This is a genomic window from Blautia sp. AF17-9LB (assembly GCF_003479185.1).
GTDB lineage: Bacteria > Bacillota > Clostridia > Lachnospirales > Lachnospiraceae > Fusicatenibacter > Fusicatenibacter saccharivorans.
The window spans coordinates 213,678-239,362 of the sequence record NZ_QUGU01000003.1 but is presented as its reverse complement, the minus strand read 5'-3'; the positions used below and the strand labels follow the sequence as shown (position 1 = coordinate 239,362).

General features: G+C 50.8%; 22 protein-coding genes and 1 pseudogene. 3 read left to right on the top strand and 20 right to left on the bottom strand.

All coding sequences use genetic code 11. The annotated features are described in order from the left end of the window. Positions 1 to 81 precede the first annotated feature (81 nt). Positions 82 to 2,427: a ferrous iron transport protein B gene (gene feoB, locus DWX00_RS05310; RefSeq protein ID WP_055265179.1), complete on the bottom strand. Its 2,346-nt coding sequence runs from the start codon at positions 2,425 to 2,427 to the stop codon at positions 82 to 84. Positions 2,428 to 2,503: 76 nt separating this feature from the next. Next, entirely contained in the window at positions 2,504 to 4,033 is a 1,530-nt protein-coding gene (locus DWX00_RS05305; RefSeq protein ID WP_117508985.1) for an ASKHA domain-containing protein, read from the bottom strand. 213 nt (positions 4,034 to 4,246) lie between these two features. On the opposite strand from DWX00_RS05305, the gene DWX00_RS05300 reads away from it, so the two are divergent. Continuing rightward, positions 4,247 to 5,725: a S1C family serine protease gene (locus DWX00_RS05300; RefSeq protein ID WP_118594762.1), complete on the top strand. Its 1,479-nt coding sequence runs from the start codon at positions 4,247 to 4,249 to the stop codon at positions 5,723 to 5,725. A gap of 118 nt (positions 5,726 to 5,843) precedes the next feature. On the opposite strand, the gene DWX00_RS05295 is transcribed toward DWX00_RS05300, so the two are convergent. Next, complete coding sequence (locus tag DWX00_RS05295) at positions 5,844 to 7,505, bottom strand: Na/Pi cotransporter family protein (protein WP_055265183.1); 1,662 nt, start codon at positions 7,503 to 7,505, stop codon at positions 5,844 to 5,846. A 312-nt stretch (positions 7,506 to 7,817) separates the two neighbouring features. Between DWX00_RS05295 and DWX00_RS05290 the strand changes: the two genes are divergently transcribed. Continuing rightward, the gene (locus tag DWX00_RS05290) at positions 7,818 to 9,233 is read left to right on the top strand and encodes an NCS2 family permease (protein ID WP_118594792.1); all 1,416 of its coding nucleotides are present in this window, start codon (positions 7,818 to 7,820) and stop codon (positions 9,231 to 9,233) included. A gap of 101 nt (positions 9,234 to 9,334) precedes the next feature. Here the strand turns inward: DWX00_RS05290 and hisI are convergent. From hisI to DWX00_RS05220, 14 genes and pseudogenes are all read right to left on the bottom strand, one after another. Further along, positions 9,335 to 9,646 (bottom strand): annotated as a pseudogene (hisI, locus tag DWX00_RS05285) (phosphoribosyl-AMP cyclohydrolase); the annotation flags it as partial. 55 nt (positions 9,647 to 9,701) lie between these two features. After that, positions 9,702 to 10,238 (bottom strand): imidazoleglycerol-phosphate dehydratase HisB, encoded by a 537-nt coding sequence (gene hisB / locus DWX00_RS05280; protein WP_055218350.1) that lies wholly within the window; start codon positions 10,236 to 10,238, stop codon positions 9,702 to 9,704. Between the two features lie 54 nt (positions 10,239 to 10,292). Further along, on the bottom strand, positions 10,293 to 11,591 hold the full coding sequence (gene hisD, locus DWX00_RS05275) for a histidinol dehydrogenase (RefSeq protein WP_055226357.1): 1,299 nt from the start codon (positions 11,589 to 11,591) through the stop codon (positions 10,293 to 10,295). Further along, entirely contained in the window at positions 11,588 to 12,226 is a 639-nt protein-coding gene (gene hisG, locus DWX00_RS05270; RefSeq protein ID WP_022461875.1) for an ATP phosphoribosyltransferase, read from the bottom strand. Before hisG ends, hisD begins: the two co-directional genes overlap by 4 nt. 21 nt (positions 12,227 to 12,247) lie before the next feature. After that, a complete protein-coding gene (gene hisZ, locus DWX00_RS05265) occupies positions 12,248 to 13,489 on the bottom strand; it encodes an ATP phosphoribosyltransferase regulatory subunit (protein ID WP_055226358.1) in 1,242 nt (413 codons plus the stop codon). Between the two features lie 107 nt (positions 13,490 to 13,596). After that, positions 13,597 to 14,145 carry a Holliday junction resolvase RecU gene (locus DWX00_RS05260; protein WP_117509155.1) on the bottom strand — a complete coding sequence of 183 codons (549 nt, stop codon included), beginning with the start codon at positions 14,143 to 14,145 and terminating at the stop codon, positions 13,597 to 13,599. Between the two features lie 25 nt (positions 14,146 to 14,170). After that, a complete protein-coding gene (lepB, locus tag DWX00_RS05255; RefSeq protein WP_118594761.1) occupies positions 14,171 to 14,749 on the bottom strand; it encodes a signal peptidase I in 579 nt (192 codons plus the stop codon). Further along, complete coding sequence (locus DWX00_RS05250) at positions 14,746 to 15,732, bottom strand: RluA family pseudouridine synthase (RefSeq protein ID WP_118594760.1); 987 nt, start codon at positions 15,730 to 15,732, stop codon at positions 14,746 to 14,748. Before DWX00_RS05250 ends, lepB begins: the two co-directional genes overlap by 4 nt. Before the next feature lie 12 nt (positions 15,733 to 15,744). Beyond that, complete coding sequence (locus tag DWX00_RS05245; RefSeq protein ID WP_022461880.1) at positions 15,745 to 16,362, bottom strand: DUF4191 family protein; 618 nt, start codon at positions 16,360 to 16,362, stop codon at positions 15,745 to 15,747. A 51-nt stretch (positions 16,363 to 16,413) separates the two neighbouring features. Continuing rightward, positions 16,414 to 18,357, bottom strand: a complete 1,944-nt coding sequence (locus DWX00_RS05240) for a YgiQ family radical SAM protein (RefSeq protein WP_118594759.1) — start codon at positions 18,355 to 18,357, stop codon at positions 16,414 to 16,416. A 3-nt stretch (positions 18,358 to 18,360) separates the two neighbouring features. Next, entirely contained in the window at positions 18,361 to 19,119 is a 759-nt protein-coding gene (locus DWX00_RS05235; RefSeq protein ID WP_117801045.1) for a pseudouridine synthase, read from the bottom strand. Next, on the bottom strand, positions 19,116 to 20,489 hold the full coding sequence (locus DWX00_RS05230) for an RsmB/NOP family class I SAM-dependent RNA methyltransferase (protein ID WP_117509156.1): 1,374 nt from the start codon (positions 20,487 to 20,489) through the stop codon (positions 19,116 to 19,118). The genes DWX00_RS05235 and DWX00_RS05230 overlap by 4 nt, the downstream gene beginning before the upstream one ends. Positions 20,490 to 20,513: 24 nt before the next feature. After that, positions 20,514 to 21,326 carry a GTP pyrophosphokinase gene (locus tag DWX00_RS05225; protein ID WP_055218019.1) on the bottom strand — a complete coding sequence of 271 codons (813 nt, stop codon included), beginning with the start codon at positions 21,324 to 21,326 and terminating at the stop codon, positions 20,514 to 20,516. Between the two features lie 158 nt (positions 21,327 to 21,484). Further along, the gene (locus DWX00_RS05220; protein ID WP_117804078.1) at positions 21,485 to 22,945 is read right to left on the bottom strand and encodes an aminoacyl-histidine dipeptidase; all 1,461 of its coding nucleotides are present in this window, start codon (positions 22,943 to 22,945) and stop codon (positions 21,485 to 21,487) included. A 76-nt stretch (positions 22,946 to 23,021) separates the two neighbouring features. Between DWX00_RS05220 and DWX00_RS05215 the strand changes: the two genes are divergently transcribed. Next, the gene (locus tag DWX00_RS05215) at positions 23,022 to 23,972 is read left to right on the top strand and encodes a nucleoside recognition domain-containing protein (RefSeq protein ID WP_055265191.1); all 951 of its coding nucleotides are present in this window, start codon (positions 23,022 to 23,024) and stop codon (positions 23,970 to 23,972) included. Here DWX00_RS05215 and DWX00_RS05210 read toward each other — a convergent pair. The 3 genes from DWX00_RS05210 to rsmD are packed head-to-tail and all read right to left on the bottom strand — an operon-like array spanning position 23,946 to position 25,668. Next, positions 23,946 to 24,569 (bottom strand): hypothetical protein, encoded by a 624-nt coding sequence (locus DWX00_RS05210; protein ID WP_055265193.1) that lies wholly within the window; start codon positions 24,567 to 24,569, stop codon positions 23,946 to 23,948. The two genes, DWX00_RS05215 and DWX00_RS05210, sit on opposite strands and share 27 nt — an antisense overlap. 11 nt (positions 24,570 to 24,580) lie before the next feature. Further along, entirely contained in the window at positions 24,581 to 25,093 is a 513-nt protein-coding gene (gene coaD / locus DWX00_RS05205; RefSeq protein WP_022461888.1) for a pantetheine-phosphate adenylyltransferase, read from the bottom strand. Next, on the bottom strand, positions 25,090 to 25,668 hold the full coding sequence (rsmD, locus tag DWX00_RS05200) for a 16S rRNA (guanine(966)-N(2))-methyltransferase RsmD (RefSeq protein WP_022461889.1): 579 nt from the start codon (positions 25,666 to 25,668) through the stop codon (positions 25,090 to 25,092). The genes coaD and rsmD overlap by 4 nt, the downstream gene beginning before the upstream one ends. Positions 25,669 to 25,685 lie beyond the last annotated feature (17 nt).

The window sequence follows — 25,685 nt, the reverse complement described above, 5'->3', positions numbered from 1 at the left end:
ACCAACCATATATCAAAAGCTCTGCAGATCAGAATTTTGCATTTTCTGTTCTGCAGAGCTTTTCTTATTTAACGTTCTTTTTTACATGCCAAACAGCAGTGCAAAGCCATGTACGACAAAAGCTGCCAGCCAGGCGATCACACACTGGGAAACGACAACACCGGCTGCCCATCTGCCGCCAAGCTCCCGCTTGATGGAAGCGACTGCCGCCACACACGGCGTATAGAGGAGGCAGAAAACCAGAAGGCTTAATGCGGAAACCGGTGTCAGGATTTCGGTCAGCTGCGCGGTCGTGCCGAACAGTACGGAAAGTGTCGAGACGACACTCTCCTTTGCCATAAATCCGGTTAGAAGGGCGGTCGATACTCTCCAGTCTCCAAATCCAAGCGGCCGAAAAACCGGGGCGAGACGGCCGGAGACAACGGCGAGAATGCTGTCCTTGGAGTCCTCCACGACATTGAGATGCGTTCCAAAGGTCTGTAAAAACCAGATCACAATCGTGGCAACAAAAATGACGGTGAATGCCCGTTGCAGGAAGTCTTTTGCCTTATCCCACAAAAGCTGTCCGACATTTTTTGCCCCCGGCATGCGGTAGTTTGGAAGCTCCATGACAAACGGAACGGCTTCCCCCTGGAATAAAGTTCCCTGCATCAGCATCGCCATCAGGACAGCCATGAAGATACCACCGAAATACAGAAGAACCATCACAAGGGCACTGTATTTCGGGAAGAATGCGGCGGTAAAGAACGCGTAAATCGGAAGTTTTGCCGAACAGCTCATAAACGGAGTTAATAGGATCGTCATTTTCCGGTCACGCTCGGAAGGCAGGGTGCGGCTCGCCATGACGCCCGGCACGGTACAGCCAAAACCGACCAGCATCGGCACGATACTGCGGCCGGAGAGGCCGATTTTCCGGAGCAGCTTATCCATCACAAATGCCACGCGCGCCATATAGCCGCTGTCTTCCAGAATGGACAGGAAGAAAAACAGGGTGACGATGATCGGAAGGAAGCTTAAGACACTTCCGACGCCGTTAAAAATACCGTCAATCACAAGGGAATGAAGCACCGGATTGACGCCCCATGCTGTCATGGCGCTGTCCACGAGCTCGGTCAGTTTTCCGATCAGAACCTCCAGCACACTCTGCAGCGATGCTCCGATCACATGGAAGGTCAGGAAAAAGACAGCCGCCATAATCCCGGCAAAACATGGCAGAGCCGTATATTTTCCGGTCAGCACACGGTCAATTTTTGTGCTCCGCACATGCTCGCGGCTCTCTTTTGGTTTTACCACGGTCTCACGGCAGACTTTTTCAATAAAATTAAAACGCATATCCGCAATCGCCGCCGCGCGGTCCAGGCCACGCTCCGTCTCCATCTGACAGACGATATGCTCGAGCATCTCTTTCTCGTTTTCATCGAGGGCCAGCTGCTCCAGGATCAGCGCATCGCCCTCTGCCAGCTTGCTCGCCGCAAACCGCACCGGAATATCCGCCCTTGCGGCGTGATCCTCGATCAGATGCATGATCGCATGCAACGCACGGTGGACGGCACCGCCGTGGTCATTCGCCTCACAGAAGTCCTTTCTGCCCGGTTTTTCCTGGTATTTGGCCACATGGACAGCATGGGCAACCAGTTCATCGATTCCCTCGTTTTTTGCAGCGGAAATCGGGATAACCGGGATGCCAAGTCTCTCTTCCATCTGGTTCACGAGCACAGAACCGCCGTTTTCGCGTACCTCATCCATCATGTTGAGGGCCAGTACCATCGGAACGTCGAGTTCCATCAGCTGCATCGTCAGATACAGGTTTCGTTCGATATTTGTCGCATCTACAATATTGATGATGCCGCGCGGATGCTCGTTCAGAACGAAATTCCGGGTGACGATCTCTTCGCTTGAATACGGCGACATCGAATAAATGCCGGGAAGATCGGTGACCAGCGTGTTTTTCTGGCCGCGGATTTCACCGTCCTTCCGGTCTACGGTCACGCCGGGGAAGTTTCCGACGTGCTGGTTGGATCCCGTTAATTGGTTGAACAGGGTGGTCTTGCCGCAGTTCTGGTTTCCGGCCAGCGCAAAGGACAACAGCTCTCCTTCCGGCAGCGGATGCTCCTCTGCCTTATTGTGGTACTTTCCGCCCTCTCCAAAGCCGGGATGCGGAATTGCTTTCGCATCCGGCTGCTCTTTTTCTTTTACAGCGTCCCGCATCTCATCAATGGCAATCCGTCCGGCATCGGCGAGGCGGAGTGTCAGTTCATAGCTGTGAATCCGCACTTCCACAGGGTCTCCCATCGGTGCATACTTTACCATCGTCACTTCCGCCCCCGGAATGATTCCCATATCTAGGAAGTGCTGCCGCAGCGCGCCCTCTCCTCCTACCGTGCGGACGGTCGCTGTTTTGCCGATCGGCAGTTCTTTCAGTGTCATATATTTCACTCCTTATTGATTCTCATTATCAATAGTAAGTATATGACACAATTCGACTGCGGTCAAGCAATTGCCATTATTTCTCTTTTTGTTTTTCTTCGAGCTTCTTCTGTACACTCGGAAACAGCTCCAGATCCGTGTGTGGGATTGCCTGGGCCGCTTTCATCATAGAGATGAAAGCGGCGACCTGGCCGAACTGGATGTAGACCATCTCGTCCAGAATGCGGTCAATATCGTCGATGCAGGTCCGATCCAGCAGGATTTTTTCTGCTCCCGCAAGCGACGTATTTCCGGCGCAGATCAGGCGGCTGCGGTCCATATCCGGGTACATGCCGATCGTGATGGCGGATTCCTTTGAAACGTGCTTTCCAAATGCACCAGCCGCGTAAAACCGGTCAATTTCTTCCATGGAAATGCCGGATTCACGCATCATGTACTCAACCATCGTGTAGGCCGCTGACTTTGTACGAAGGAATTCGGCGATATCACTCTGATAGAAGCACAGCCCTTCACTATATTCAACGCACCACTCTCCCGTCTCCGGGTCTTCCTTGATCTTTTCGGACCGCTCCGGCTGCAGGGTACCGAACAGGTTGATCCAGCCATTTAGGAATAATTCCGCGAGCAGATCGATAATGCCGGAACCGCAGATGCCCTTTGGCTTACCCTCTCCGATTACATGGCACTGGATTTTCCCGTCTTCTATTTTTACCGTATCAACAGCGCCTTCTGCAGCTCGCATGCCGGTTTTGACCACGCCGCCCTCGAGCGCCGGACCGGCAGCGCCTGCGCCGCAGAGCAGAAATTCCCGGTTTCCGACGACAAGCTCGCCGTTCGTTCCGATATCAAAAAAAACGCTGATCGTTTCTTTTTTATAGAGTTCCGTTGCGATCATACCGCTTAATATATCACCGCCCAGGTAATTGGATTTTCCCGGCACGCAGTAGACACATCCCTTCATGGGAAATCCCATCTCTTTCGCCGGAAGGAATCCGACGCGGTCTGCGCGCACGGCGTACGGGGATGAAAAGACGCAGAACGGATCCAGTCCCAGCAGGAAATGGATCATCGTTGTGTTGCCGGATACGACCATTGAGAGAACATCCGACGGCGCAATTCCTGTCTTTTGGCGAAGTTTTTCAAAGAGCAGTGTAAATGTCTCCATCGTACACGCACGGATGTCCTGCAGTACCTCCGGTTTATCCTTACAGGCAAAGATTCTCGTCAGAATATCGGTTCCATAGGCAGTCTGGCGGTTGTATTCGCTCTCCTCGGCAAGCACAGTACCGTCGCTGCAGTTTACCAGGCGCACAACGACGGTCGTACTTCCAAGATCAGCGGCATAGCCGTAATGCTCTGCTGCTGTATCGCCCGCTTCCAGATCAACCACCTGCCAGATGCTTCCATTCCATGCGAGGGAAACCGTTATGTTATAGTCTGCCTCATCGCAGATGGGATACAGTTTCTGCAGCGCTGGAAGGGTAAATGATGCGGTGATTCCTTTCTCTTTTAATGCATCCAGTATCCGCATCTGGCTGGAGCGGGCGTCCTCCTCCGTCGGCGGGACCAACCCCAGATACTGTTTCTGTGTTATTCCTCTATTCATTATTACTTCCTCATTTCCTGATCATTTTTCTGTTTCTTATTGTAGCACTTTTCTCTTTTCCAGAGAACTTATTTTTTTCACATTTTTACTACATTTCCATCACAGATTCCCATTATACTGCAAAGCATAGAAACAAAAAAGGAAGCAAACAAAACCGGAAGCCGATTCCGGAACACAGTTTAAAATACAGATACCAGAAAGGAAGCATTTATTATGATGGACTACAGAAACAACTACAATAACGAAAACGAAACCAATAATGAGAACATGATGGCAGCAGAGCAGAACAGCTTCAACGGAAAGAAACCTTCTTCCAAAAACAAAAAAGCTGCTAAGCTTGCAAAAAAAATCGGAGCCATCGCCTTAAGCGCAGTTCTGTTCGGCGGTGTTGCCGGCGGTACCTTCCAGGCAGTCAACCACTTTGCCGGAAGCACGACAGCCACTGCAACAACAACCACTGCACAGCAGACGACTTCCAACAGCAGCCTCTTAAAAGCCGCTGCCACATCCTCAAGCTCCACTTCCACCGGAACGATGGATGTTTCCACGATTGCGAAAAACGCAATGCCGTCGATCGTCTCCATCACAAACCAGTCCGTACAGGAAGTACAGAACTACTTCAGCATGTTCGGTTACGGTGCCCAGACTCCGCAGACCGAGGAGACCACAAGCTGCGGTTCCGGTATCATCATCGGAAAGAATGACACCGAGCTTCTGATCGTCACCAATAACCATGTAGTAGAAGATGCCGATACTCTTTCTGTTAGTTTTGTAAACAATCAGGTCTGCAAGGCAAATATCAAAGGTACCGATGCCGATAACGATCTTGCCGTCATCGCCGTTCCGCTCTCCGAGATCCCGGATGACACGATGAGCAGCATCGCTGTTGCCACGATGGGCGATTCTGATTCCGTTGAGGTCGGCGAGCAGGTCGTTGCGATCGGCAACGCACTCGGCTACGGCCAGTCCGTTACGACCGGTATCATCAGTGCTGCAAACCGTGTGATCGACAGCGATTCCTCTTCTGACGGAAGCTCCGATGGAACAACGGCAGATACTTCTTCCACTGATACAACCGGAAAGACCTACTTACAGACCGATGCAGCCATCAACCCTGGCAACAGCGGCGGCGCTCTTCTGAACATGAACGGAGAGGTCATCGGTATCAACTCCGCAAAACTTGCTTCTACAGAGGTAGAGGGCATGGGCTATGCAATCCCGGTCTCCCGTGTTTCCGATATCATTGAAAATCTGATGAATGAGCAGACCAGAACAAAGGTTGCCGCAGAAGATCAGGGAACGATCGGCATCAAATGCCTCGATGTCAGCAGCCAGATCCAGCAGGCATACAATATGCCGGCCGGCATCTATATCTCCGAAGTAACCTCCGGCGGTGCCGCTGAAAATGCAGGTCTGAAATCCGGATACGTTCTGACCAGCTTTGACGGACATTCCATCACCTCCACCAGCGAGCTGAAATCCCTGCTGCAGTATTACTCTGCCGGCGAAACCGTCGAGGTGGAAGTACAGGTTCCAGACAACGGATCCTATGAGACAAAGACCTTCTCCCTGACCCTCGGAACGAGCATCAGCTCTTCGGATGATCAGCAGAGCGATTCCCAGCAGAATGCGGGTTCATCCCGCTCTGCAGAGGGAGGAAATACCCTGACCTCCGCTACTCCTTCGATCTGACTGCCCGCTCTCCCGTGAAAGAAATCCATAAATAAAAAACATCATAAGCATGAAAGAAAGGCCCCGAAACATAACTCCAATGTTTCGGGGCCTTTCTCCTATTCTCTTAATCCATTTCTTATTTTTCTGCTCCTGCAACTGCCTCGCGGGCTGCTTTCTCTTCCGGATCTTCATCCAGAATGGAGAATGCAATATTGGTTGCATGGTCCGCGACACGCTCGAGTCCGGATACAAGATCGGAGAAGATCATGCCGGCTTCCGGCGTACATTCGTTGCGGGTCAGACGCTCTACATGCTTCTGCTGCAGATCCCGCTCCTCCTGATCAATGGAATTTTCAATATCAATGATCTCCTGCAGGTGCTGCAGATCATTCTTTGCAAACATTTCGATCGACTCATCGAGAATTTTTAATACCATATCCAGCATCTCGGAAAGATCCAGTTCGCCCTGTTTGCTGAAGGTCACATTGTCATTCGTCATCTGCACAGCAGAATCTGCGACATTTTCGGCATGATCACCAATCCGCTCGATATCATTGACCACATGGAACAGCGCACCGATGCGCATAACGTCTGATGTCGGCAGCGATGCCTGATTTAAGTGAACCAGATAGTTCGTAATCTCTTTGTTCAGGAAATTAATATTTTCCTCGACACGGTAGACCTCGTCGATTTCTTTCTGATCGCGGGTCACCAGCGTATTCATCGCGCGAATCAGGTTGGTCTCTGCCATCTGTGCCATACGCTCCATCTCACGGACAGCCTGCAGAACTGCAGTCGTCGGGGACATCGCATGTTTCGAGCTGATGTAGGCAAGCTCGAACTTTTTGTCTTCCTCGTCATTTCCGCGGATGATAAAGTACGTTGCCTTCACCAGAAGCGGGGTAAACGGCAGCATCAGGAGTACCTGGCATACTTTGATGATCGAGTTTGCATTTGCGATCATACGGCCTGCTTCGTTTCCGGAAATACCCATAAAGAAGTCAACTACCTGTTTTCCAAACAGCAGGAAAATAATGGAGCAGACAATCGTTCCGGAGATGTTGAACAGCAGGTGGACACATGCCGCACGTTTTGCATCTTTTTTGCAGCCGAAGCTGGCAAGAATCGCGGACATCGTACATCCGATGTTGCATCCAAGCATCATAAACAGACAGATCGGAAGTCCCATCAAGCCCTCTCTTGCAAGAAGCATGATGATTCCGACCGTTGCAGAGTTACTCTGCAGAATCGCGGTAGCCACCCAGCCGACTAAGAACGCAAGAAACGGATTCGTCAGGGATCCGAGGGCGTTAACGACTGCCGGGATCTCTTTTGCTTCGTTCAGGGCTCCTGAGATACCGGAGATACCCATAAACAGAATACCAAATCCCAAGATAACCTCGCCGAGACGGCTGATCGTCAGATTGTTCTTTACGAACATAACCATCAGAACACCGATGATGACAAACAGCGGCGCGATATCCGCAAGGTCAAACGCAATCAGCTGTCCGGTAACTGTCGTACCGATGTTTGCTCCGAGGATAATTCCAGGAGCCTGTGCCAGTTTCATCAGACCGGAGTTTACGAAGCTGACCACCATAACGGTTGTAGCGTTGGAGGACTGAATCAGCGCGGTAAAGAAAATACCGACCAGAAGACCGATCACACGGTTCTTCGTAAATACCTCCAGAATGCTTCTCATCTTGGATCCGGCAACCTTCTGCAGTCCTTCACTCATCAGCTTCATTCCATATAAGAAGAAGCCCAGACCGCCCATCAAAGACACTATTACACTCATATTCTTTTTTCTTCCTTGTCTTTTTCTGATGTCTTTTCAAAATCCCTGTCAAAGCATTTTCATGTTTTGGTCTCAATATTTTACATTTCCTTAACGCAGATTTTACAAGACACCTTTTTTATCATAAAAGAAATCATGACATTTGTCTATAGAAAAATTAAAAATTTCGACAAGAAATTTTCAGATTCTTTTCGTTTCTTTCTTGCATTCTACTTGATAATATTGTAACATTTAGGATGTTTCCATATTATGAGGCGACATTTCCGCCTACAAAATTCAAAAGGAGAGAAAACTATGGAAAAGTTTAGCAAGCTGATGGAAAACACATTCAAGCTGCGGGAAAATGGAACAACGGTCAAAACCGAGATCATCGCCGGTGTCACCACGTTCATGACGATGGCGTACATTCTTGCCGTCAACCCGAACATCCTTTCCTCCACCGGCATGGACCACGGCGCTGTCTTTACCGCAACGGCTCTGGCAGCCTTCCTTGGCACCCTGCTCATGGCACTTTTCGCCAATTATCCATTCGCTCTGGCACCAGGAATGGGCCTCAACGCCTATTTCGCCTACACCGTTGTTCTCGGCTACGGATATAGCTGGCAGGCAGCCCTGACCGCCGTTTTTGCAGAAGGTATCATCTTTATTGTACTTTCTCTGACCAACGTCCGTGAGGCGATCTTCAACTCCATTCCGGTCAGCCTGAAATCTGCAGTCAGCGTCGGCATCGGTCTGTTCATCGCATTCATCGGACTTCAGAATGCAAAAATTGTACTGTCGAACTCTTCAACCGTGGCAGGCCTCTATTCCCTGTCTTCCTACAATGCCAACCTGCAGTCTGCAGCCACATTAAACGGAACAGAGTATGTGGCAGGAACGTTTAACGATGTCGGAATCACCGTTCTGCTCGCAGTCATCGGTGTTATCCTCACCGCCGTTCTTGTCGTACGCAATGTAAAGGGAAACATCCTCTGGGGAATTCTTGCAACCTGGATCCTCGGCATGATCTGCCAGGCATGCGGTCTCTACGTTCCGAACCCGGCAAACGGCTTCTACAGCCTGTTCCCGGATTTTTCCAACGGACTTTCCATTCCAAGCCTTGCCCCGATTTTCGGAAAACTGGATTTCTCCATTCTGAAAACAGGCGAGTTCTTCGTGATCATGTTTGCATTCCTGTTTGTCGATATGTTTGATACCATCGGAACTCTGATCGGTGTATCTTCCAAGGCAAACATGCTCGACAAAAACGGAAAACTTCCGCGCATCAAGGGCGCGCTGATGGCAGATGCTGTTGCTACCTGCGCAGGTGCTGTTCTTGGTACTTCTACCACAACAACTTTCGTTGAGAGTGCTTCCGGCGTTTCCGAAGGCGGCCGTACCGGTCTTACCGCTGTTACCACTGCAATCCTCTTCGGCCTCGCTCTGTTCCTCTCCCCGATCTTCCTTGCCATCCCGTCCTTTGCAACGGCTCCGGCACTGATCGTGGTAGGCTTCTACATGCTGACCAACGTAGTCAACATTGATTTCAGTGATCTTTCCGAGGCGATTCCGTGCTACATCTGCATCGGAGCTATGCCGTTCTTCTACAGCATTTCCGAAGGTATTGCCATGGGAGTTATCTCCTACGTTGCAATCCAGATCCTGAGCGGAAAAGCAAAAGAAAAAAAGATCAGCGTGATCATGTACATCCTGGCTGTTCTGTTTATCTTAAAATACCTTCTTCTGTAATGGCTTTTTAACGATACAGAACCGCATAAAAAGGCTCCTGTCCCACAGATTTTATTCTGTGAAACAGGAGCTCTTTTTATGCTCTGAATCAAAAATTTTTATTCTGCCAGGGTCCGGTAAAAGCAGGTGCGGTTTCCGGTGTGGCACGCTGCGCCGACCTGTTCTACTTTGGCAAGGATTGTATCGTTGTCGCAGTCGATCAGAAGCTGTTTTACATACTGCACATGGCCGGAGCTCAGTCCCTTCGTCCAGAGCTCATTGCGGCTTCTGCTCCAGTACGTCATTTTTCCAAGGCGCAGTGTCGTCTCAAACGCTTCTTCATTCATGTAGGCGAGCATCAGCACTTCGTCATTTTCCGCATCCTGTACAACAACCGGAACCATGCCGTCGCTGTTTGTCTTAAAATCCGCCCAGGTAAAATCACATTTTAATGCTTGTTTCATCTCTTGTTCTCCTCTTTTTCTGCTCTTACAGGCTGCCCTTGGTCGAGAGCACGCCGGCAATTCTCGGATCGAAGGAAGTTGCCTCATCGAGTGCCTTCGCAAATGCTTTGAACATCGCCTCGATGATGTGGTGGTTATTTCCGCCGTCAAGCACTTTGATATGCAGATTCATCTGCGCCGCATAGGAAACGGCGTAGAAGAATTCTTTTACCATCTCGGTCTCCATCTCTCCTACTTTCTCCCGTGTAAATTCTGCCTGGAAAGAGAGATACGGTCTGCCGCAGAGGTCAACGGCCGAGAGCACCAGTGTCTCGTCCATCGGAAGGATTCTGTCGCCGTAGCGGCGGATGCCCTGTTTGTCGCCGACTGCCTCGCGGATTGCAGTTCCGAGCACGATACCGGTGTCCTCGATCGTGTGGTGGCCGTCTACATCAAGATCTCCGTCTACAGAAACGGAAAGGTCGAAAAGACCGTGGCGGGCAAAGCCGTCGAGCATATGGTCAAAAAAGCCGATGCCGGTGTGGATGTCGCTCTTTCCCGTTCCATCCAGATTTAATGTCATGCGGATCTTTGTTTCTTTTGTCACGCGTTCTACGCTGGCTGTTCTGTTCTCCACTTACTCTTCCCCCTCAAAACGGACGGCAATCGAATTGGCGTGTGCCGTCAAGCTCTCTGATTTTGCAAAGCTCTCGATATCCTCGTGGATCTCGGAAAGGGCTTCTCTGGAATAATAGATGATGCTGGATTTCTTCACGAAATCGTCTACGGACAGCGGTGAGAAGAATTTTGCGGTTCCGTTCGTCGGCAGGATATGGTTCGGGCCGGCAAAATAGTCACCGAGAGGCTCGCTGGAGTTCTCGCCGAGGAAAATAGCACCGGCGTTATGTACCTTCATCATATCCTCAAACGGGTTCTTCGTCACGATCTCGAGGTGCTCCGGTGCGATGGCATCTACGGTGTCGATCGCTTCCTGATGCGAATCGGTGACAAGGATGTAGCCGAAGTTGTCCAGTGATTTGGAGATGATGTCGCTTCTGGAGAGGACTTTTAAGAAACCGTCTACCTCTTCACTTACCTTCTCTGCCAGTTCCTGGGAGGTGGTAATGAGGATCGCACTTGCAAGCTCATCATGCTCAGCCTGGCTTAAGAGATCGGCTGCCACGAACCGCGGATTTGCAGTCTCATCAGCAAGGACAAGAATCTCACTTGGGCCTGCGATGGAGTCGATGCTGACATTTCCGTATACGGCTTTCTTTGCAAGGGCAACGTAGATGTTTCCAGGTCCTACGATTTTATCGACTTTCGGAATGCTCTCGGTTCCGTAAGCAAGGGCTGCAATTGCCTGTGCACCGCCGATTTTAAAGACGCGGTCCGCACCGGCTTCTTTTGCTGCCGCAAGGACAACCGGGTTGACTTTTCCGTCTCTGCCGCACGGCGTTGTCATGCAGATTTCTTTGACTCCTGCCACTTTTGCCGGAAGAATGTTCATCAGAACGGAGGACGGATACGCTGCCTTTCCTCCCGGAACGTATACGCCGACACGGTTCAGGGCGGTCAGCTTCTGGCCAAGCATCGTTCCGTTCTCGGTAGAGGTGAACCAGCTGTTCTGTTTCTGTTTTTCGTGGAACTCACGGATATTTTTCATGGATCTGCGGATGACACCGATCAGCTCTGGATCTACGATGTTGTACGCTTCATCAATCTCTTCCTGTGTTACTTCTACGGTAGAAGCATCGAGTACCGCGTGGTCGAATTTCTCGGTATATTCGAAAACGGCTGCGTCTTTTCTTGTTTTTACATTCTCAATGATCTCCTGCACGGAAGCCTCGTACGTTCCGTACTGTGTCGGGCTTCGTTTCAGCATATTCTCCAGAATATTTTCTGTAGTCTCTTTTGTCAGTTTTACGATTCTCATACCAGTGCTCCTTTCAGATCCTGAATTAATTTAGTAATTCTCTCATTTTCCATCCGCATGCTCACCTGGTTGACAACCATGCGCGCAGACAGCGGGCAGACCTCCTCGAGAACGGTCAGGCCGTTTTCCCGTAAAGTGCTTCCTGTCTCTACAATATCCACAATCACTTCGGAAAGTCCGACAATCGGTGCCAGCTCGATCGAGCCGTTCAGCTTGATCATCTCAACGGTCTGGTGCTTGCGGTTGTAGAAGTAATCCTTGGCAATGTTTGGGTACTTCGTTGCCACACGGATCTGCTGGTTGTGCTGCAGCAGCTCACGCGCGGATTCCGGTCCGCAGACACACATGCGGCACTTGCCGTAGCCAAGGTCCAATACCTCGTAGAGGCGTCTTCCTTCCTCCAGAATCGTGTCCTTTCCGACGATTCCGATATCCGCTGCGCCGTACTCCACATAGGTCGGCACATCCGGACCTTTGGCGAGGAAGAAACGGAGCTTATGCTCTTCGTCCGTGAAAATCAGCTTTCTCGTATCTTTATTTTTCATTTCATCGCAGGTGATGCCGACTTTTTCCAGCAGCTCCAGCGTCTGGTACGCCAGGCGTCCTTTTGTCAGTGCAATGGTCAAATATCTCATCTTTTTCGTACCCTTCCTCTCCTACAGCTCCACCGGCTGTACTTCTCCTGTCGACAAATCGATAGCAAGCACCGAATCGCTCTTCTGAATATAGACAATGCCGCCGAACTGGTTCTTTCTGCCGTATTCTTCATAATCTGCAAGAACCTTGTCCCTTGCAAAGCAGACCAGCGCGACATCCATGCCCTTGCTTCTGTGCTCGTTAGCAAGTTTTACGGCCAGCGGCTGAAGAAAATCCGGGTAGAGTAGCATCGTTTTCGTATTGGCAATCGGAAGAGAAATTTTCTGGCGCTCCAGTGCATTCATCAGAGATTCCATGACAGTACAGAATCCGATCGCCGGCGCTTTCTTTCCGAAGTGCTGCAGCAGTGCATCGTAGCGGCCGCCTTTTACGATCGGCTCGCCGGTGCCGTAGGTGTAGGCCTGGAAAATAATACCGGTGTAGTAATGGAATTTGCTTAAAAGGCCGAGATCGAAGAAGACGTATTTTTCATAGCCGTAATCTTTAACGATCTCATAGATCGTAGCCAGACGATCGAGTGCCTCTCTTGCCGCCGGATTTCTTGTAAGGCCTTTTGCCTTTTCGAGAATCTCTGCATTTCCGAACAGCTGCGGAACATCACGGAGTGCTTCAAACAGATCACTTCGAAGGTTCTGTTTTGCCAGCAGCTCCTCGGCGCCAAAATGATTTTTAATGGAAATCAGTTCTTTTAATTCGTTCAGAACATCCTCGGCGAGCGCAGCTTCCTCGGAGAGCGCCTGGAAGAAACCTACGTGGCCGATGCTGATCTGGAAATCGGTAAGACCGGCATCCAGCATAACTTTTACGGTCATCGCAATGATCTCTGCGTCTGCCATTGCGGAATCATCGTTTAAGAGCTCGACGCCCATCTGGGTGGACTCTTTTAAGCGGCCCTGATAGCTGCTGCTGTTGACGAAGCTGCTTCCTCTGTAGCAAAGGCGGATCGGCATCGTCTCTTCCATGAAATACATGGAGGCTGCGCGTGCAATCGACGGGGTAAAGTCCGGACGGAGCACAAGGGTGTTGCCGTCGCGGTCAAAGAATTTGTAGAGCTCGCGGGACGGTGTTGTTCCCACTTCTCTTCCGAATACATCAAAAAACTCGAACGTCGGTGTTTCAATATCCTGATATCCAAACGCATGAAATACCTGCTCAATCTGATTCTCCAGGTATAATTTTTTCGTACATTCCTGATTGTAGACATCCCGGACGCCTTCCGGGGTATGAATTAATCGATCCATGTTTTGTTGTCCTCACTTTTTCGCTTTAGTTCACTACCATATTACCATATTGAATTTAAAACTATGGTTAGTATATCGGAAAACATTTTCCCTGTCAACTCAAAATTTTAATCCGCTTTCGAATCCCGTATCTCCAGATCCTTCTGGATTCCGTTCAGGTACGGGACGAGAACGCTGCTTCCCGTTCTGGGAAGGAAGAATGACGTTTCAAGCTCGGTGTAGGAAAAATGCTTCTTTCCGCCGTTCTGTCCGCGGTCCCAGAAGGTTTTCATCGTCTCATACCGCAGGTAATAATATTCGTCCCGCGCCGTAAAATACAGCAGCAGGAAGGAAATCCCCCCCTGCTGCTCGAAATCTTTCATAAACGTGACCTGGTGCTCGTGGATGTTTGCGAGCGGAAAGGAATCCGTTTTGCACTCTTTGGCATCGAAGCAGACGGGAATGCCCTGTACAGCGCCGATGTAATCAACGGTACTCTTCTTTTCAAAATAAGCCAGCGTGATGTGTCTGCTCTCCTTATCTATTTTGATCGGGGTGATCGGCGTCGGCACCTTCTGGATCAGTGCCAGATGCTTGTCACGGTACTGCTCGTTTGTGCGGTTGATCATTTCCTCCAACGTTGATCCGCGGAGTCCCCTCGATGTCCATGCCATAATTCCTGTCCTCGTCTTCGTTCTGTTCTTATTCAATCAGAGAAATTTTGTTCAGCGGCCAGTAGCGCAGAAAGGCCTTGCCGATGATCTTGTCTTTCTCTACGTACGGATTCAGCCAGTAGCGGGAATCCTTTGATACGTTCCGGTTGTCGCCGAGCATAAAGTAGCAGCCCTCCGGCACCTCATACGGTCCGAAATCGCCGACCGGTGTTTCCGGGCAGAAATCATCGCACAGCGGCTCGGTGGAACCGTTGATATACACCTTTCCGTCGCGGATCGTAACCGTCTCTCCCGGCAGTCCGATGACGCGCTTGATAAACTTCTGCTTCTCGTCGTCCGGATAATAGAAAATAACGATGTCATACCGCTGCGGATCGCTCTTTACATAAGCAAGGCGGTTACCGAAGATCTGGTCTCCGGTCATAATCGTGTTTTCCATGGAAGGAGATGGGATTCTTGCGTTGATGACAATGACCTGCTCCACAAAAACAACGACTGCCACGACAATGGCGATCATTTTTACATATTCCCAGATTTCCCGTCCGATGCTCGTCTCCTCCGTTTTTCTTGGTTTTGTTTCTTTCTTTTCGTTGTCTTTTCGGCTCATAATCCTTCTCCCGTCAAATGTTCTCCCTGTAAAATCCGGCGCACGGATGATGGCAGGGGCGCTGTAAAGGTTTTTCCGGACAGATCCGATAAGGTGCCCGTAAGCTCTGGAAATACCGCCTTCCACGAATGGAGAAGTTGGTATTTCAGTCCGTATTTTTCCCGGAAGCGGAGGTTAAACTCCGCATCCCCGTATTTCGTATCTCCCGCAAGCGGATGACCGATGCTCGCGAGATGGCTGCGGATCTGATGGCTCTTTCCGGTCACCAGCTCAACCTCCAGCAGCGTACAGCCTCTTCCGGCACAGAGCGGCCGGTATGCGGTTTCTATGTAAACAGCATCTCCCTGCTGCTCTCTCTGAATCGAAACACGGTTTGTCCTCTCATTTTTTGTGAGGTATCCGCGGATCCGCTCTGTCTCTGTCACGGTTCCTTTTACAACCGTCAGATAGTATTTTCCAACAGCCCGCTCTGCGATCAGTTCTGAAAGCTGCTGCGTCGCCGCAACGGTTTTTCCGGCAAGAATCAGACCGCTGGTATTCCGGTCCAGACGATTGCAGAGTCCGGCGCGGAACATGGTCTCCTCCCCGGCATTTTTTTCCGAAAGATAGGCGCCGAGCGCTTCGGTAAGGCTCACATCCGTCTCTTTCGCCTTCTGTGAGAGGACACCTGCCGTCTTGTTCAGGAAAATTACTTTTTCGTCTTCATAGACGATATCCAGCTTCGGATACTTTACCTGTTTTCCAGCCGCCGGTTTTTCCGGTGTTTTCCGAAATTTTTCGATGGTCTCTTCCGCCAGATACATCCGGATCGTATCGCCTGTTTTCAGCTTTTCACTGCCGTCCGCCTTTTTCTGGTTCAGCACAATGTTTTTCTTTCGCAGCATTTTATAGAAGAAACTCTTTGGCGCCTCCTCCATATATTTGGACAGATATTTGATGAGCTGCTGCGCGCAGTCTTTTTCTGTCACGGTCAGTTCTCTCATAGCAATGGTCTCCTACAGTGCCAGCGCCAGCATCGTGTGTTTCACCAGTTCCGTGCGGGACAGATCCGGGTACCGCTCATCCGGTTTGAAGTTTTCACTGGCGCTCTTTTCCAGCTCATCGTAGTTGCGGTTCAGGGAATCGAGGCGCTCCAGAAATGCTTTTTCCCGATCAAAAATCTTCACATGGCATTTGTAGCCGTTGGCACGGATGATCTTGTTCAGATACGTAGTGCAGTCCTCGATCTGTTTCTGGTCTTTGGCGCGCGTGGTGTAGCAGGCGATCTCCTCACCGCAGAACGCCGCTGCTTCGATCATCAGACTCGATTTTTCCTGTGTGATATACATTTCATATCCCATCAGCAGTTTTCCTTTTTTTGCCTCAATGGCATCGTACACTGCTTTGTCCACTGGTTTTTGCATAACCATCATGATAAAACCGACGGCGGCGCGGCAGCCCGGCAGACAGCCTACTACGGCGACAACCGTAAAAATGTTGCTCTTGTTTCCGTCTGCAAGCACAAGCCCGACAATAAAAACGATGGCCGGAAGGACGAACAGTCCCAGTGTCACAAGCAGTCTTTTTTTCTTTTCCCGGCGGATATAGCCGTAATCCCCTTTTCTGATCTTCATTCTTCTGTCATTTCCCTTCTTCGATAAGATCCCCGCTCATCTTCTGCGTGTTTATTTCTTTTTGTGCACGTTGCGGAGCGTCTTTTTCGGCCGTCCGCCTGTTTTGGCTTTTCCCTGTCCGGAACGGTCATTCGCCGTCTTCTGGCCAAAGCCTTTTCCGTTGGACCCTTTTCCTCTTGACGGTTTTCCTGCCTCCCCGGCCATCTTTCTCGGCCGTACGAGACATTTCGGTCCGAATCCGATCAGATCCTCCCGGTGTGTCCGGCGCAGTGCCTCGCAGACGAGCTCATAGTTCTCCGGATTCCGGTACTGAATCAGCGCACGCTGCATCGCCTTCTCATGCGGCGATTTCGGCACGTAAACCGGATCCATCGTCCGCGGGTCAAGACCGGTATAGTACATACAGGTGGAAAGTGTGGAAGGCGTCGGATAGAAGTCCTGTGCCTGCTCCGGGATAAATCCCATATCGCGGATGTACTCGGCAAGCTCCACCGCATCCTCCAAGTCACACCCCGGATGGGACGACATAAAATACGGAAGTGCGTACTGCTGCTTCCCCGTCTTTTTGTTGCACGCATCGAAGCGGCGGATAAATTCCTGATATACTTCGTGGCGCGGTTTTCCCATATAGGAAAGCACACGGTTCGAAACGTGCTCCGGCGCAACGCGGAGCTGACCGCTGACGTGATCCTTTACCAGCTCGGAAAGGAACGTCTGGTCTTTATCGGCCAGGACATAGTCAAAACGGATGCCGGAGCGGATAAAGACTTTCTTCACGCCCGGAATGTCTTTTAATTCCCGCAGCAGCTTCACATAATCTCTGTGATCTGCCACCATATTTTTACACGGCTCCGGGAAGAGACAGTTCCGGTTCGGGCAGGCGCCTTTGGTGAGCTGCTTTTTGCATGCCGGACCGCGGAAATCCGCCGTCGGGCCGCCGACATCGTGAATATAGCCTTTAAATTCTTTTTCCTGAACCATCTGCCGCGCTTCCGCCAGAATGGATTCGTGGCTTCTCGTCTGCACAACGCGTCCCTCGTGGAACGTCAGCGCGCAGAAACTGCAGGACCCAAAGCAGCCGCGGTTGCTCGTCAGACTGTATTTGATTTCCCCAAGCGCCGGCACACCGCCGTCTTTTTCATAGCTTGGGTGATAGGCGCGCATGTATGGAAGCGCATAGACATCATCCATCTCCTGCTCTGTCAAAGGACGGAAAGGCGGATTCTGTACAATGTAGCCCTGGCCCTCATACGGCTCTGCCATCGGCTTCGCATTGATGGCATCGGTATTTTTATACTGAATCGCAAAGCTCTCCGCATACGTCCGCTTGCTCTCCCGCACCTCCTCGAATGACGGCAGCACCACCGGGTCAATCAGGTGATCCAGCGTTTTGCTCCGATAAACGGTTCCCGGAATAAAGGTGACATCATGAACGTCAATGCCAGCCGCAAGTGCATCTGCAATCGCTACGATCGAAAGTTCTCCCATTCCGTACGAAATCAGATCCGCACCGGAATCGAGAAGGACGGAGCGGCGCACCTGGTCAGACCAGTAATCGTAATGCGAAAGGCGCCGGAGCGATGCCTCGATGCCGCCGAGGATCATCGGTGTATGTTTATACGTTCTCCGAATCAGATTGCCGTACACGGTAACCGCGCGGTCCGGCCGTTTTCCCATGACACCGCCCGGCGTAAAGGCATCTGTTTTTCGGTGCTTTTTCGCCACGGTATAATGGTTGACCATGGAATCCATATTTCCGGAAGAGACAAGAAAGCCAAGACGCGGTTCACCGAAAATCGAAATGCTGTTCTCGTCCTTCCAGTCCGGCTGTGAGATGATGCCGACGGAATAGCCGTTCGCCTCGAGCACACGGCTGATGATTGCCGGTCCGAACGAGGAATGGTCCACGTAGGCATCTCCGATGACATAGACAAAGTCAAACTGTTCGATTCCCCGTTCCTTCATCTCTTCTCTTGTAATTGGTAAAAAAGGCATGCTTTACTTTCCTTTCTGTGTTTCGGCGTCCGCTATGCCAAGCGCCGCTTTTTCTTTCTGCGTCAGGAGACGGGCACTGCCCTTTGGCAGCGCCGGATCAAGTTCCAGGCTCCCCATCGACAGCCGTTTCAAATAGACGACCGTTTTTCCGACCTTCTCAAACATGCGCTTGATCTGGTGGAAGCGGCCCTCACAGATGGTAATGCGGATCCGGCTTTCAAAAATGCCAGGCTCTTTTTCTGTCGTTTCCAGAATGGTAAGCTCGGCCGGAAGTGTCGGTTTGTCGTCCCCAATGTCGAGCCCTTCGGCAAATGCCTGCCGATCTTCTTCTGTCACTTTTCCGTCAATCACGGCCTCATACACTTTCGAGACATGCGATTTCGGAGAGAGCAGCCGGTGGGAAAGGGCTCCGTCGTTCGTAATCAGCAGCAGCCCTTCGGTGTCCTTGTCGAGCCGTCCGACCGGAAAGAGGTCTTTTCTTGCCGCACCACTTAAAAGATCGAGTACGGTCCGGTCACGGCGGTCCTCCGTCGCAGAGACGACACCCGCCGGTTTGTGGAGCATCCAGTATTCCATTTTCACATAGGAAATGCTGTTTCCGTCCACAGTCACCTGCGCTTCATCCGGGTCGACTTTCAGTTCCGGGGCTTTTGCCGTAATTCCGTCTACGGCCACCCGTCCCTTCCGGACCAGGGCCTTTACTTCCTGGCGTGTTCCCACACCCATGTCCGCCAGATATTTATCGAGTCGTAATTTACTCATACCATCCGCCATCCTGCATAATATTTATTCTTTAACGTTCCGTTGTTTATTTTTCCCCAGCCAAGTGGGAAATCATCCAGGCACACAAGCACCCAGTCCTTTTTCCCCTGACACTCTTCCTCGGAAAACGAGAGTGTCTCACCCTTTAAGTAGCGCATGACACGGTCATCTCCCTTGGGAATGGTCAAACACGAAACGTATTCTTCTTTTTTCAGATACGCCGCCAGCGCCTGGGACGGCTCGAAGCGGTTTTTCTTAACGGTGCCAAGCGAAAGTCCGGTCCGCAGATAGCGCAGACCCTTTGCCGCACAGACACCTTCCGGCAGAAAATAGAGCTGGTCTTTCACAAGGGCAAACGAACCATTCTTCCAGTCCATGCGCACGCCAGCAAGAAACTCTTCCGCCTCTTTCGGCAGCTTCTTTGTCGTTTCCAAAAGGCGGGAAGGCTGCCGTTTCCGGCTCTCTCCCTGCTTTTTCAGGAGCGCCACGAAATGGCCTTCTCCCTCCATCCGCTGCGGGAAAATATGAACGCACCGGGAAAGATCGCGGCCATTCACGGATACTCCCGGCGCAAACCCTTCGTAACCCGGGGTAATTTCCTGCACTTCCATATCCGGATGCGCATCCAGCAGCCCTGCGATGACCTCTTCGTTCTCCTTTACAGAAAACGTACAGGTAGAGTACAGCAGCTCTCCGCCCTCTGCAAGCATCTGATACGCCTGCTCGATCAGTTTTTTCTGGATCGGCACATAATGCTCCGGCCCATTTTCACTGTAGTAGCGCAGCATTGAGCTCTCTTTTCGGAACATGCCCTCCCCAGAGCACGGCGCGTCAAGAAGGATCTTGTCAAAAAAGGCCGGATACAAGGTTACTAATTTTTCCGGATCCTCGCTCGTCACGAGAAGACGTCCCACTCCCTGGATTTCCAGGTTGCGCAGCAGCGCCTTCGCCCGCGAATTGCTGATATCGTTTGCCAGCAGCATGCCGCCCTCACCGATCCGGCTTCCCAGCTCCGTTGCCTTTCCGCCCGGTGCCGCACAGAGATCGAGCACACGGTCATCCGGCTCAATTGGAAGGCGGGATGCCGGTGTCATCGCACTCGGCTCCTGCAGATAATACAGGCCCGCATAGTAATCGGCATCCTTTGCCGGATTGCAGCTCTCTTCATCGTAATAAAATCCATTGGGGATCCACGGAACCTTCTTAAGCGGAATATCGGTCCGCCTAAGAAACTCTTCTGTCGAAATTTTTCCGTTGTTTACCCGCAGTCCTCTATGTACCGCCTCGTCAAATGTCTTGCGGTATGCCTCATATTCTTCCTCACCGAGCAGCTGTTTCATCTCCTGCTCAAAGGCTTCCGGCAGTGTGATCATATCCGTTTATCCCCTTTTGTTCTAAAGTTCGTCTGTAATTGCCTGTGCGCGGTATCCCTCTGCAATCAGATCCAGTTCTTTGTGGAACCGTTTTAACTCCTGCAGATCGTTCTGCGCATAGATGTGATAAAACTCATCCTGAATTTTTTCTACTTCGCGTTTGTTCGTCACCTTGTAAAGATTCTCGATATTATTCAGGATATCCGTGATCAGATTCCGCTGTATCTGGGAGGAATTCTGTGCATCCATAATCTCACTCCGCACAGAGGACATCTCATTATCCAGCACAATAATCGCCTTTGCAGCTGCACTTAAGCGCTCCCGGATGTGATCCGGAATGTTTGCCTTATATTTGTACTGCAGCGAGTGCTCAATCGTCGCCCAGAAATCCATCGCCATCGTGCGGATCTGGATTTCCACCTGGATGCGCTTCGGGCCGTTCATCGTCTCCACGGTATAGTAAACAATGAGGTGATAGCTCCGGTAACCGCTGTCCTTCATGTGGCGGATGTAGTCTTTCTCGCTCTTAATCTCAATATCCGACCGCTTCTGGATCAGGTCGGCAACCTTTTCGATATCTTCAACGAACTGGCAGATGATGCGGATGCCCGCGATATCCTCCACCTGCTCCTCCATCTCTTCGGGCACAATGCCCTTTCTCTGCATTTTTTCCAGAATACTGGAAACACTCTTCACACGGCCGCTCACGCTCTCGATCGGTGAGTACAGCCCTTTTCCGTGGTGCTCCTTGATCAGATGCCGGAATTTCACCTGTAATTCCTTGACAGCCAGCTCGTATGGTTCCAGAATCTCATGCCATAACAGTATATCCATGTCCCCTAATCTCCTTTTTTGCTCCTGCTTTCAGCCATTTTTCTTATCGGATGGTAAACGCTTTGGAAATTCAATCCCCACCCTGTTACTTTATGCCTGTCTTTTCTGTTTTATGACTGTTTTTCAGAAACTTTTTTGAAATAGACACGGGCAGTTTTTTATGCCTGCCGTTTCGAAAGCTGCTCCAGAACGCGGCACAGGTACTGATACGTTCTCTCCACGGAGGAAATCGAAAGCCGCTCCTCGGTCGTGTGGATTGCTTTCATGTTCGGGCCGAAAGATACACAGTCAAGACCGGAAAGCTTTTCATAGAACAGACCGCATTCCAGTCCGGCATGAATCGCTTCCACTGCCGGTTTCTGTCCATACATGGCTTCATATTCCACCACCATCAGATCGCGGAGGGCAGAATCCTCTTTATACTCCCATGCCGGGTACGCGCCCTCTACGTGGAACTCACCGCCCAGGAAACCGATCAGATACTCCAGCTTGTCGGAAAGGGCTTCTTTTGCACTTCCCACGGAGCTCCGCACACTCGCACACGCATGCAGGTGATCCGGCTCTAATTTCAGAATACCGAGGTTCAGGGATGTTTCCACCAGTCCCGGGATCTGGCCGCTCATCTTCTGTACCCCGTTCGGAAGATTCATCAGGAAAAAGACGGTTTTCTGCAGGCTGACCGGATGAAGCGCCGGTGCAGCGCCCTCGCCTGTTTTCTCTACCGTAACGGTAATACCGTCATCTGTTCCGCTGTACTCTCTGCAAAGATTTTCGGTGAAGCGTAATGCTTCCTCTTTTAAGATCTCTTTCTCTCCGCCGTCGATGGCAAGAAGCATGCGGGTTGTCCGCGGAATGGCGTTGTCTTTTAAACCGCCCTCCAGCTCGATCAGGGCATAATCCATCTTTCCTGCCAGTTCGTACAGGAAACGGCCCGCCAGAATGTTGGAGTTGGCACGGTTTTTGTGGATTTCCGTACCGGAATGGCCACCGGCAAGACCGGAAATCGTCACTTCCATCTGCTCACCCATCACTTCGCTTCTGCGCACCGGCAGATCCATCATGGCTGTCATACCGCCTGCGCACGATACGGTGAGAATGCCTTCCTCTTCAGAATCCATATTTAACAGTGTTCTTCCCTTTAACTCATTCCCGTTTAATGCTGCTGCGCCGAGCAGTCCGATCTCTTCATCCGTCGTAATCAGTGCCTCGATGGCCGGAAGCTGCAGATCATCCGATTCCAGCACAGCCAGCATATAGGCAACGGCAATTCCGTCGTCTCCGCCAAGCGTCGTGTCCCTGGCATAAATCTCATCGCCGTCGATGTGAAGCTCAAGGCCGTCCTTCGTAAAATCGTGGCTGCTGCCCGGCTTCTTCTCGCAGACCATATCGCAGTGGCCCTGCAGAATCACGGTCGGAGCCAATTCACATCCCTTCGATGCCGGGCGGCGGATGACCACGTTGTTGGACGCATCCTGATACCAGGATAATTCATGGTCCCTTGCAAACTGAACCAGATAGTCGCTCACTTCTTTTGTGTTTCCGGAGCCGTGCGGAATGCGGCAGAGCTCTTCAAAATAATAAAATACCCGTTCCGGTTTTAATCCTGCTAATACGCTCATTTTTTCTTCTCCCATCTTCTTTTTTTCAAAGCTTCATCATACTCTATTTTAGAAAGCGGGAGGAGGTTCGAACGTCATGAAAAAATCACTTTTATTTCTCTCTTCCCTGCTTCTTTTTTTCTGTCTTCTTATCTTTCCCGCGCGGACTTTTTTCTATGCCTGCGAGGGTGTCAATCTCTGGTTTCATACCATTCTTCCGTCACTTCTGCCGTTTCTGATTCTGACATCTCTTCTTCTGGAAACAGGAGCCGCGCGGCGGATCTCTGCCCGTGCAGAAGTTTTTTTTCAAACGGTTTTCGGTCTTTCCCCGGCTGGGTTTTATGCACTTTTTCTCGGTCTTTTCTGCGGTTTTCCCATGGGAGCGCGCATCACTGCCCAGCTCTATGAGGCAGAAGAAATTGACCGGAACGAAGCGTGCTATCTTTTAACCTTCTGCAGCAGTCCGAGTCCTGCTTTTCTGTCTTCCTATGTTATCTTAACTGCGTTTTCCGGACAGATCCATCCCGGGTTCGTCTTCGGCGTGCTCTACGGTTCCAATTTTCTAACTGGTTTTCTGTTCCGGCTTGTTTTCCGCCGCTTCCGCCTGCACCGGCACACCGCCCATCGGACACATTCCGTGGAAAAAAAAGAGATGTCAAAACAGACTTCCAAAGGAAACCTGCTGGACACCTCTATCATGAACGGATTTGAAATCATTACACAGCTTGGCGGATACATCATCCTGTTTTCCATTCTGTCCGGACTTCTGATGGATCTGCATCCGTTTGGTTCCGCCTCGCCCCTGCTCTGCGGCGTGCTGGAAATCACGACGGGAATCGCACAGCTTGCCGCGTCCTCTCTTCCTTACGCCGGAAAAGTCTCTGCTATCCTTACCTGCGCCGCCTTCGGCGGTCTCTCTGTCGCTGCCCAGACAAACTGTATGATCCATAACAGCGGTCTGCCCCTCTGGCCTTATCTTGCCGGGAAGCTCTGCTGTGCTGCTTTCGCAGGAACGCTTGGTTTATTCCTCTTCGCTTTCCTCTTCTGATGCCGGATCATATTCCGGTACGACAACTTCTTCCTCTGGCTGCTCTTCTTCCGGAGCACCCTGCGGGGAGAGCTCACTTCTGTTCTGAACAACGGTATTGTAGCAGCTTGTCAGGGATTCTACAAAGCTGTTGTATTTCTCTCCTGCATCGTTTAATGCAGTCGTCATAATATTGCTTAAGTTGGCAAGCATATCATCGGTATATCCGATGGCACCGAGACGGATGCTGTTGGCATCGTTGGTTGCAGCATCCAGGATTTCCTGTGCCTGCTGGTTTGCATTGTTGACGGTCTCATTTGCCTGTGCGTATGCTGACTGCATCACTTCACTCTGCTCTACCATCTCTCTTGCCTTTGCCTGTGCCTCTGCAATGATGGCATCTGCCTTGTTCTGTGCATCTGCCAGAATCGCATCTTTGTTGCTGATGATCTTCTGGTACCGTTTGATCTCGTCCGGTGTTTTCAGACGGAGCTCACGGAGAAGCTCTTCTAATTCTTCTTTATTTACAACGATTTTGGTGGTAGACAGCGGCTGATATTTACAGCTCTCTACATACTCCTCAATTTCTTCGATGATCTGTTCAATTCTGCTGCTCATTTTAATTCTCCTTATCTTTTATCCTGCGGCATTCCTTCTGAATTTCGGGCGGCATACTTTGCGCGGATTTCTTTTTCCACAAAATCCGGAACAAATTTGTGAATGTCGCCGCCAAAAGCAGCTACTTCTTTTACTACCGTGGAGCTGAGGTACGCATACTCCAGCGAGGTAATCAGAAACGTGGTATCTACTTCCGGTTCCAGAACGCGGTTCGTCTGTGCCATCTGCAGTTCATATTCAAAGTCTGTGATCGCGCGGAGTCCGCGGACGATCGTATGCGCCTGGCATTCCTTCGCAAAATCAACAGCGAGCCCGCTGAAAGAACGGACTTCGACATTTGGAATGTCCTGGGTCGCTTTCTTTAGTATATTAACACGTTCTTCCACAGAAAACAACGGAGATTTTGAGGAATTATGTAAAACTCCCACGATTACGCAGTCAAAAAGCTTGGATGCACGCAGAATGACATCCAGATGACCATACGTTACAGGGTCAAAAGTTCCCGGGTATACGGCTGTCTTCATGATTCTTTTACTCCTTCGTGTTTGCTTTTCGGGGTAAGGAATACATGGACATTTGTCTTATAGATTTTTTTCTTCAGAATTTCGTATCCGGCATCCTCCGCCCAGTCGAAATCAGTATTCAGCGATGCTTCTACAATAATTAAGGTATCCTCACCGATAAAAGAGGCGTCGCGGAACGCATACAGCACGTCCTTCTCCAGTCCCTTATCGTATGGCGGGTCCATAAAAATGCAGTCAAAAGGCTCCTGTCCCTGAAGCGACTGCAGAGCTGCATGCGCTTCCATGGGCAGGAGCACTGCCTGCTGTTCCAGCTTCGTAAATTTTAAATTCTGCCGGATACAGTCTGCTGCAGCTTTGTTCTGCTCTACGAACCACGCGCGCTCGGCGCCGCGGCTCAACGCCTCGATTCCGATCGCCCCGCTTCCGGCGAACAGATCGAGAAAACGCGCATCCGGCAGATACGGCTGAAGCATGTTAAATAAGGTTTCTTTGATCCGGTCCGTCGTCGGCCGGGTCTGTCTGCCGGGAACCGTCTTTAATGGAAGACTCCGGCATTTTCCTGCTATTACTCTCATGTTGGTCTTATTTTCGT

Bases quoted from the DNA above. Each gene is read 5' to 3' on its own strand.
- feoB (WP_055265179.1), bottom strand. From the start codon at position 2,427: ATGACACTGAAAGAACTGCCGATCGGCAAAACAGCGACCGTCCGCACG.
- DWX00_RS05305 (WP_117508985.1), bottom strand. From the start codon at position 4,033: ATGAATAGAGGAATAACACAGAAACAGTATCTGGGGTTGGTCCCGCCG.
- DWX00_RS05300 (WP_118594762.1), top strand. From the start codon at position 4,247: ATGATGGACTACAGAAACAACTACAATAACGAAAACGAAACCAATAAT.
- DWX00_RS05295 (WP_055265183.1), bottom strand. From the start codon at position 7,505: ATGAGTGTAATAGTGTCTTTGATGGGCGGTCTGGGCTTCTTCTTATAT.
- hisB (WP_055218350.1), bottom strand. From the start codon at position 10,238: ATGACATTAAATCTGGATGGAACGGGAAAGAGCGACATCCACACCGGC.
- hisD (WP_055226357.1), bottom strand. From the start codon at position 11,591: ATGAGAATCGTAAAACTGACAAAAGAGACTACAGAAAATATTCTGGAG.
- hisG (WP_022461875.1), bottom strand. From the start codon at position 12,226: ATGAGATATTTGACCATTGCACTGACAAAAGGACGCCTGGCGTACCAG.
- hisZ (WP_055226358.1), bottom strand. From the start codon at position 13,489: ATGGATCGATTAATTCATACCCCGGAAGGCGTCCGGGATGTCTACAAT.
- lepB (WP_118594761.1), bottom strand. From the start codon at position 14,749: ATGAGCCGAAAAGACAACGAAAAGAAAGAAACAAAACCAAGAAAAACG.
- DWX00_RS05250 (WP_118594760.1), bottom strand. From the start codon at position 15,732: ATGAGAGAACTGACCGTGACAGAAAAAGACTGCGCGCAGCAGCTCATC.
- DWX00_RS05245 (WP_022461880.1), bottom strand. From the start codon at position 16,362: ATGAAGATCAGAAAAGGGGATTACGGCTATATCCGCCGGGAAAAGAAA.
- DWX00_RS05240 (WP_118594759.1), bottom strand. From the start codon at position 18,357: ATGCCTTTTTTACCAATTACAAGAGAAGAGATGAAGGAACGGGGAATC.
- DWX00_RS05235 (WP_117801045.1), bottom strand. From the start codon at position 19,119: ATGAGTAAATTACGACTCGATAAATATCTGGCGGACATGGGTGTGGGA.
- DWX00_RS05225 (WP_055218019.1), bottom strand. From the start codon at position 21,326: ATGGATATACTGTTATGGCATGAGATTCTGGAACCATACGAGCTGGCT.
- DWX00_RS05220 (WP_117804078.1), bottom strand. From the start codon at position 22,945: ATGAGCGTATTAGCAGGATTAAAACCGGAACGGGTATTTTATTATTTT.
- DWX00_RS05215 (WP_055265191.1), top strand. From the start codon at position 23,022: ATGAAAAAATCACTTTTATTTCTCTCTTCCCTGCTTCTTTTTTTCTGT.
- DWX00_RS05210 (WP_055265193.1), bottom strand. From the start codon at position 24,569: ATGAGCAGCAGAATTGAACAGATCATCGAAGAAATTGAGGAGTATGTA.
- coaD (WP_022461888.1), bottom strand. From the start codon at position 25,093: ATGAAGACAGCCGTATACCCGGGAACTTTTGACCCTGTAACGTATGGT.
- rsmD (WP_022461889.1), bottom strand. From the start codon at position 25,668: ATGAGAGTAATAGCAGGAAAATGCCGGAGTCTTCCATTAAAGACGGTT.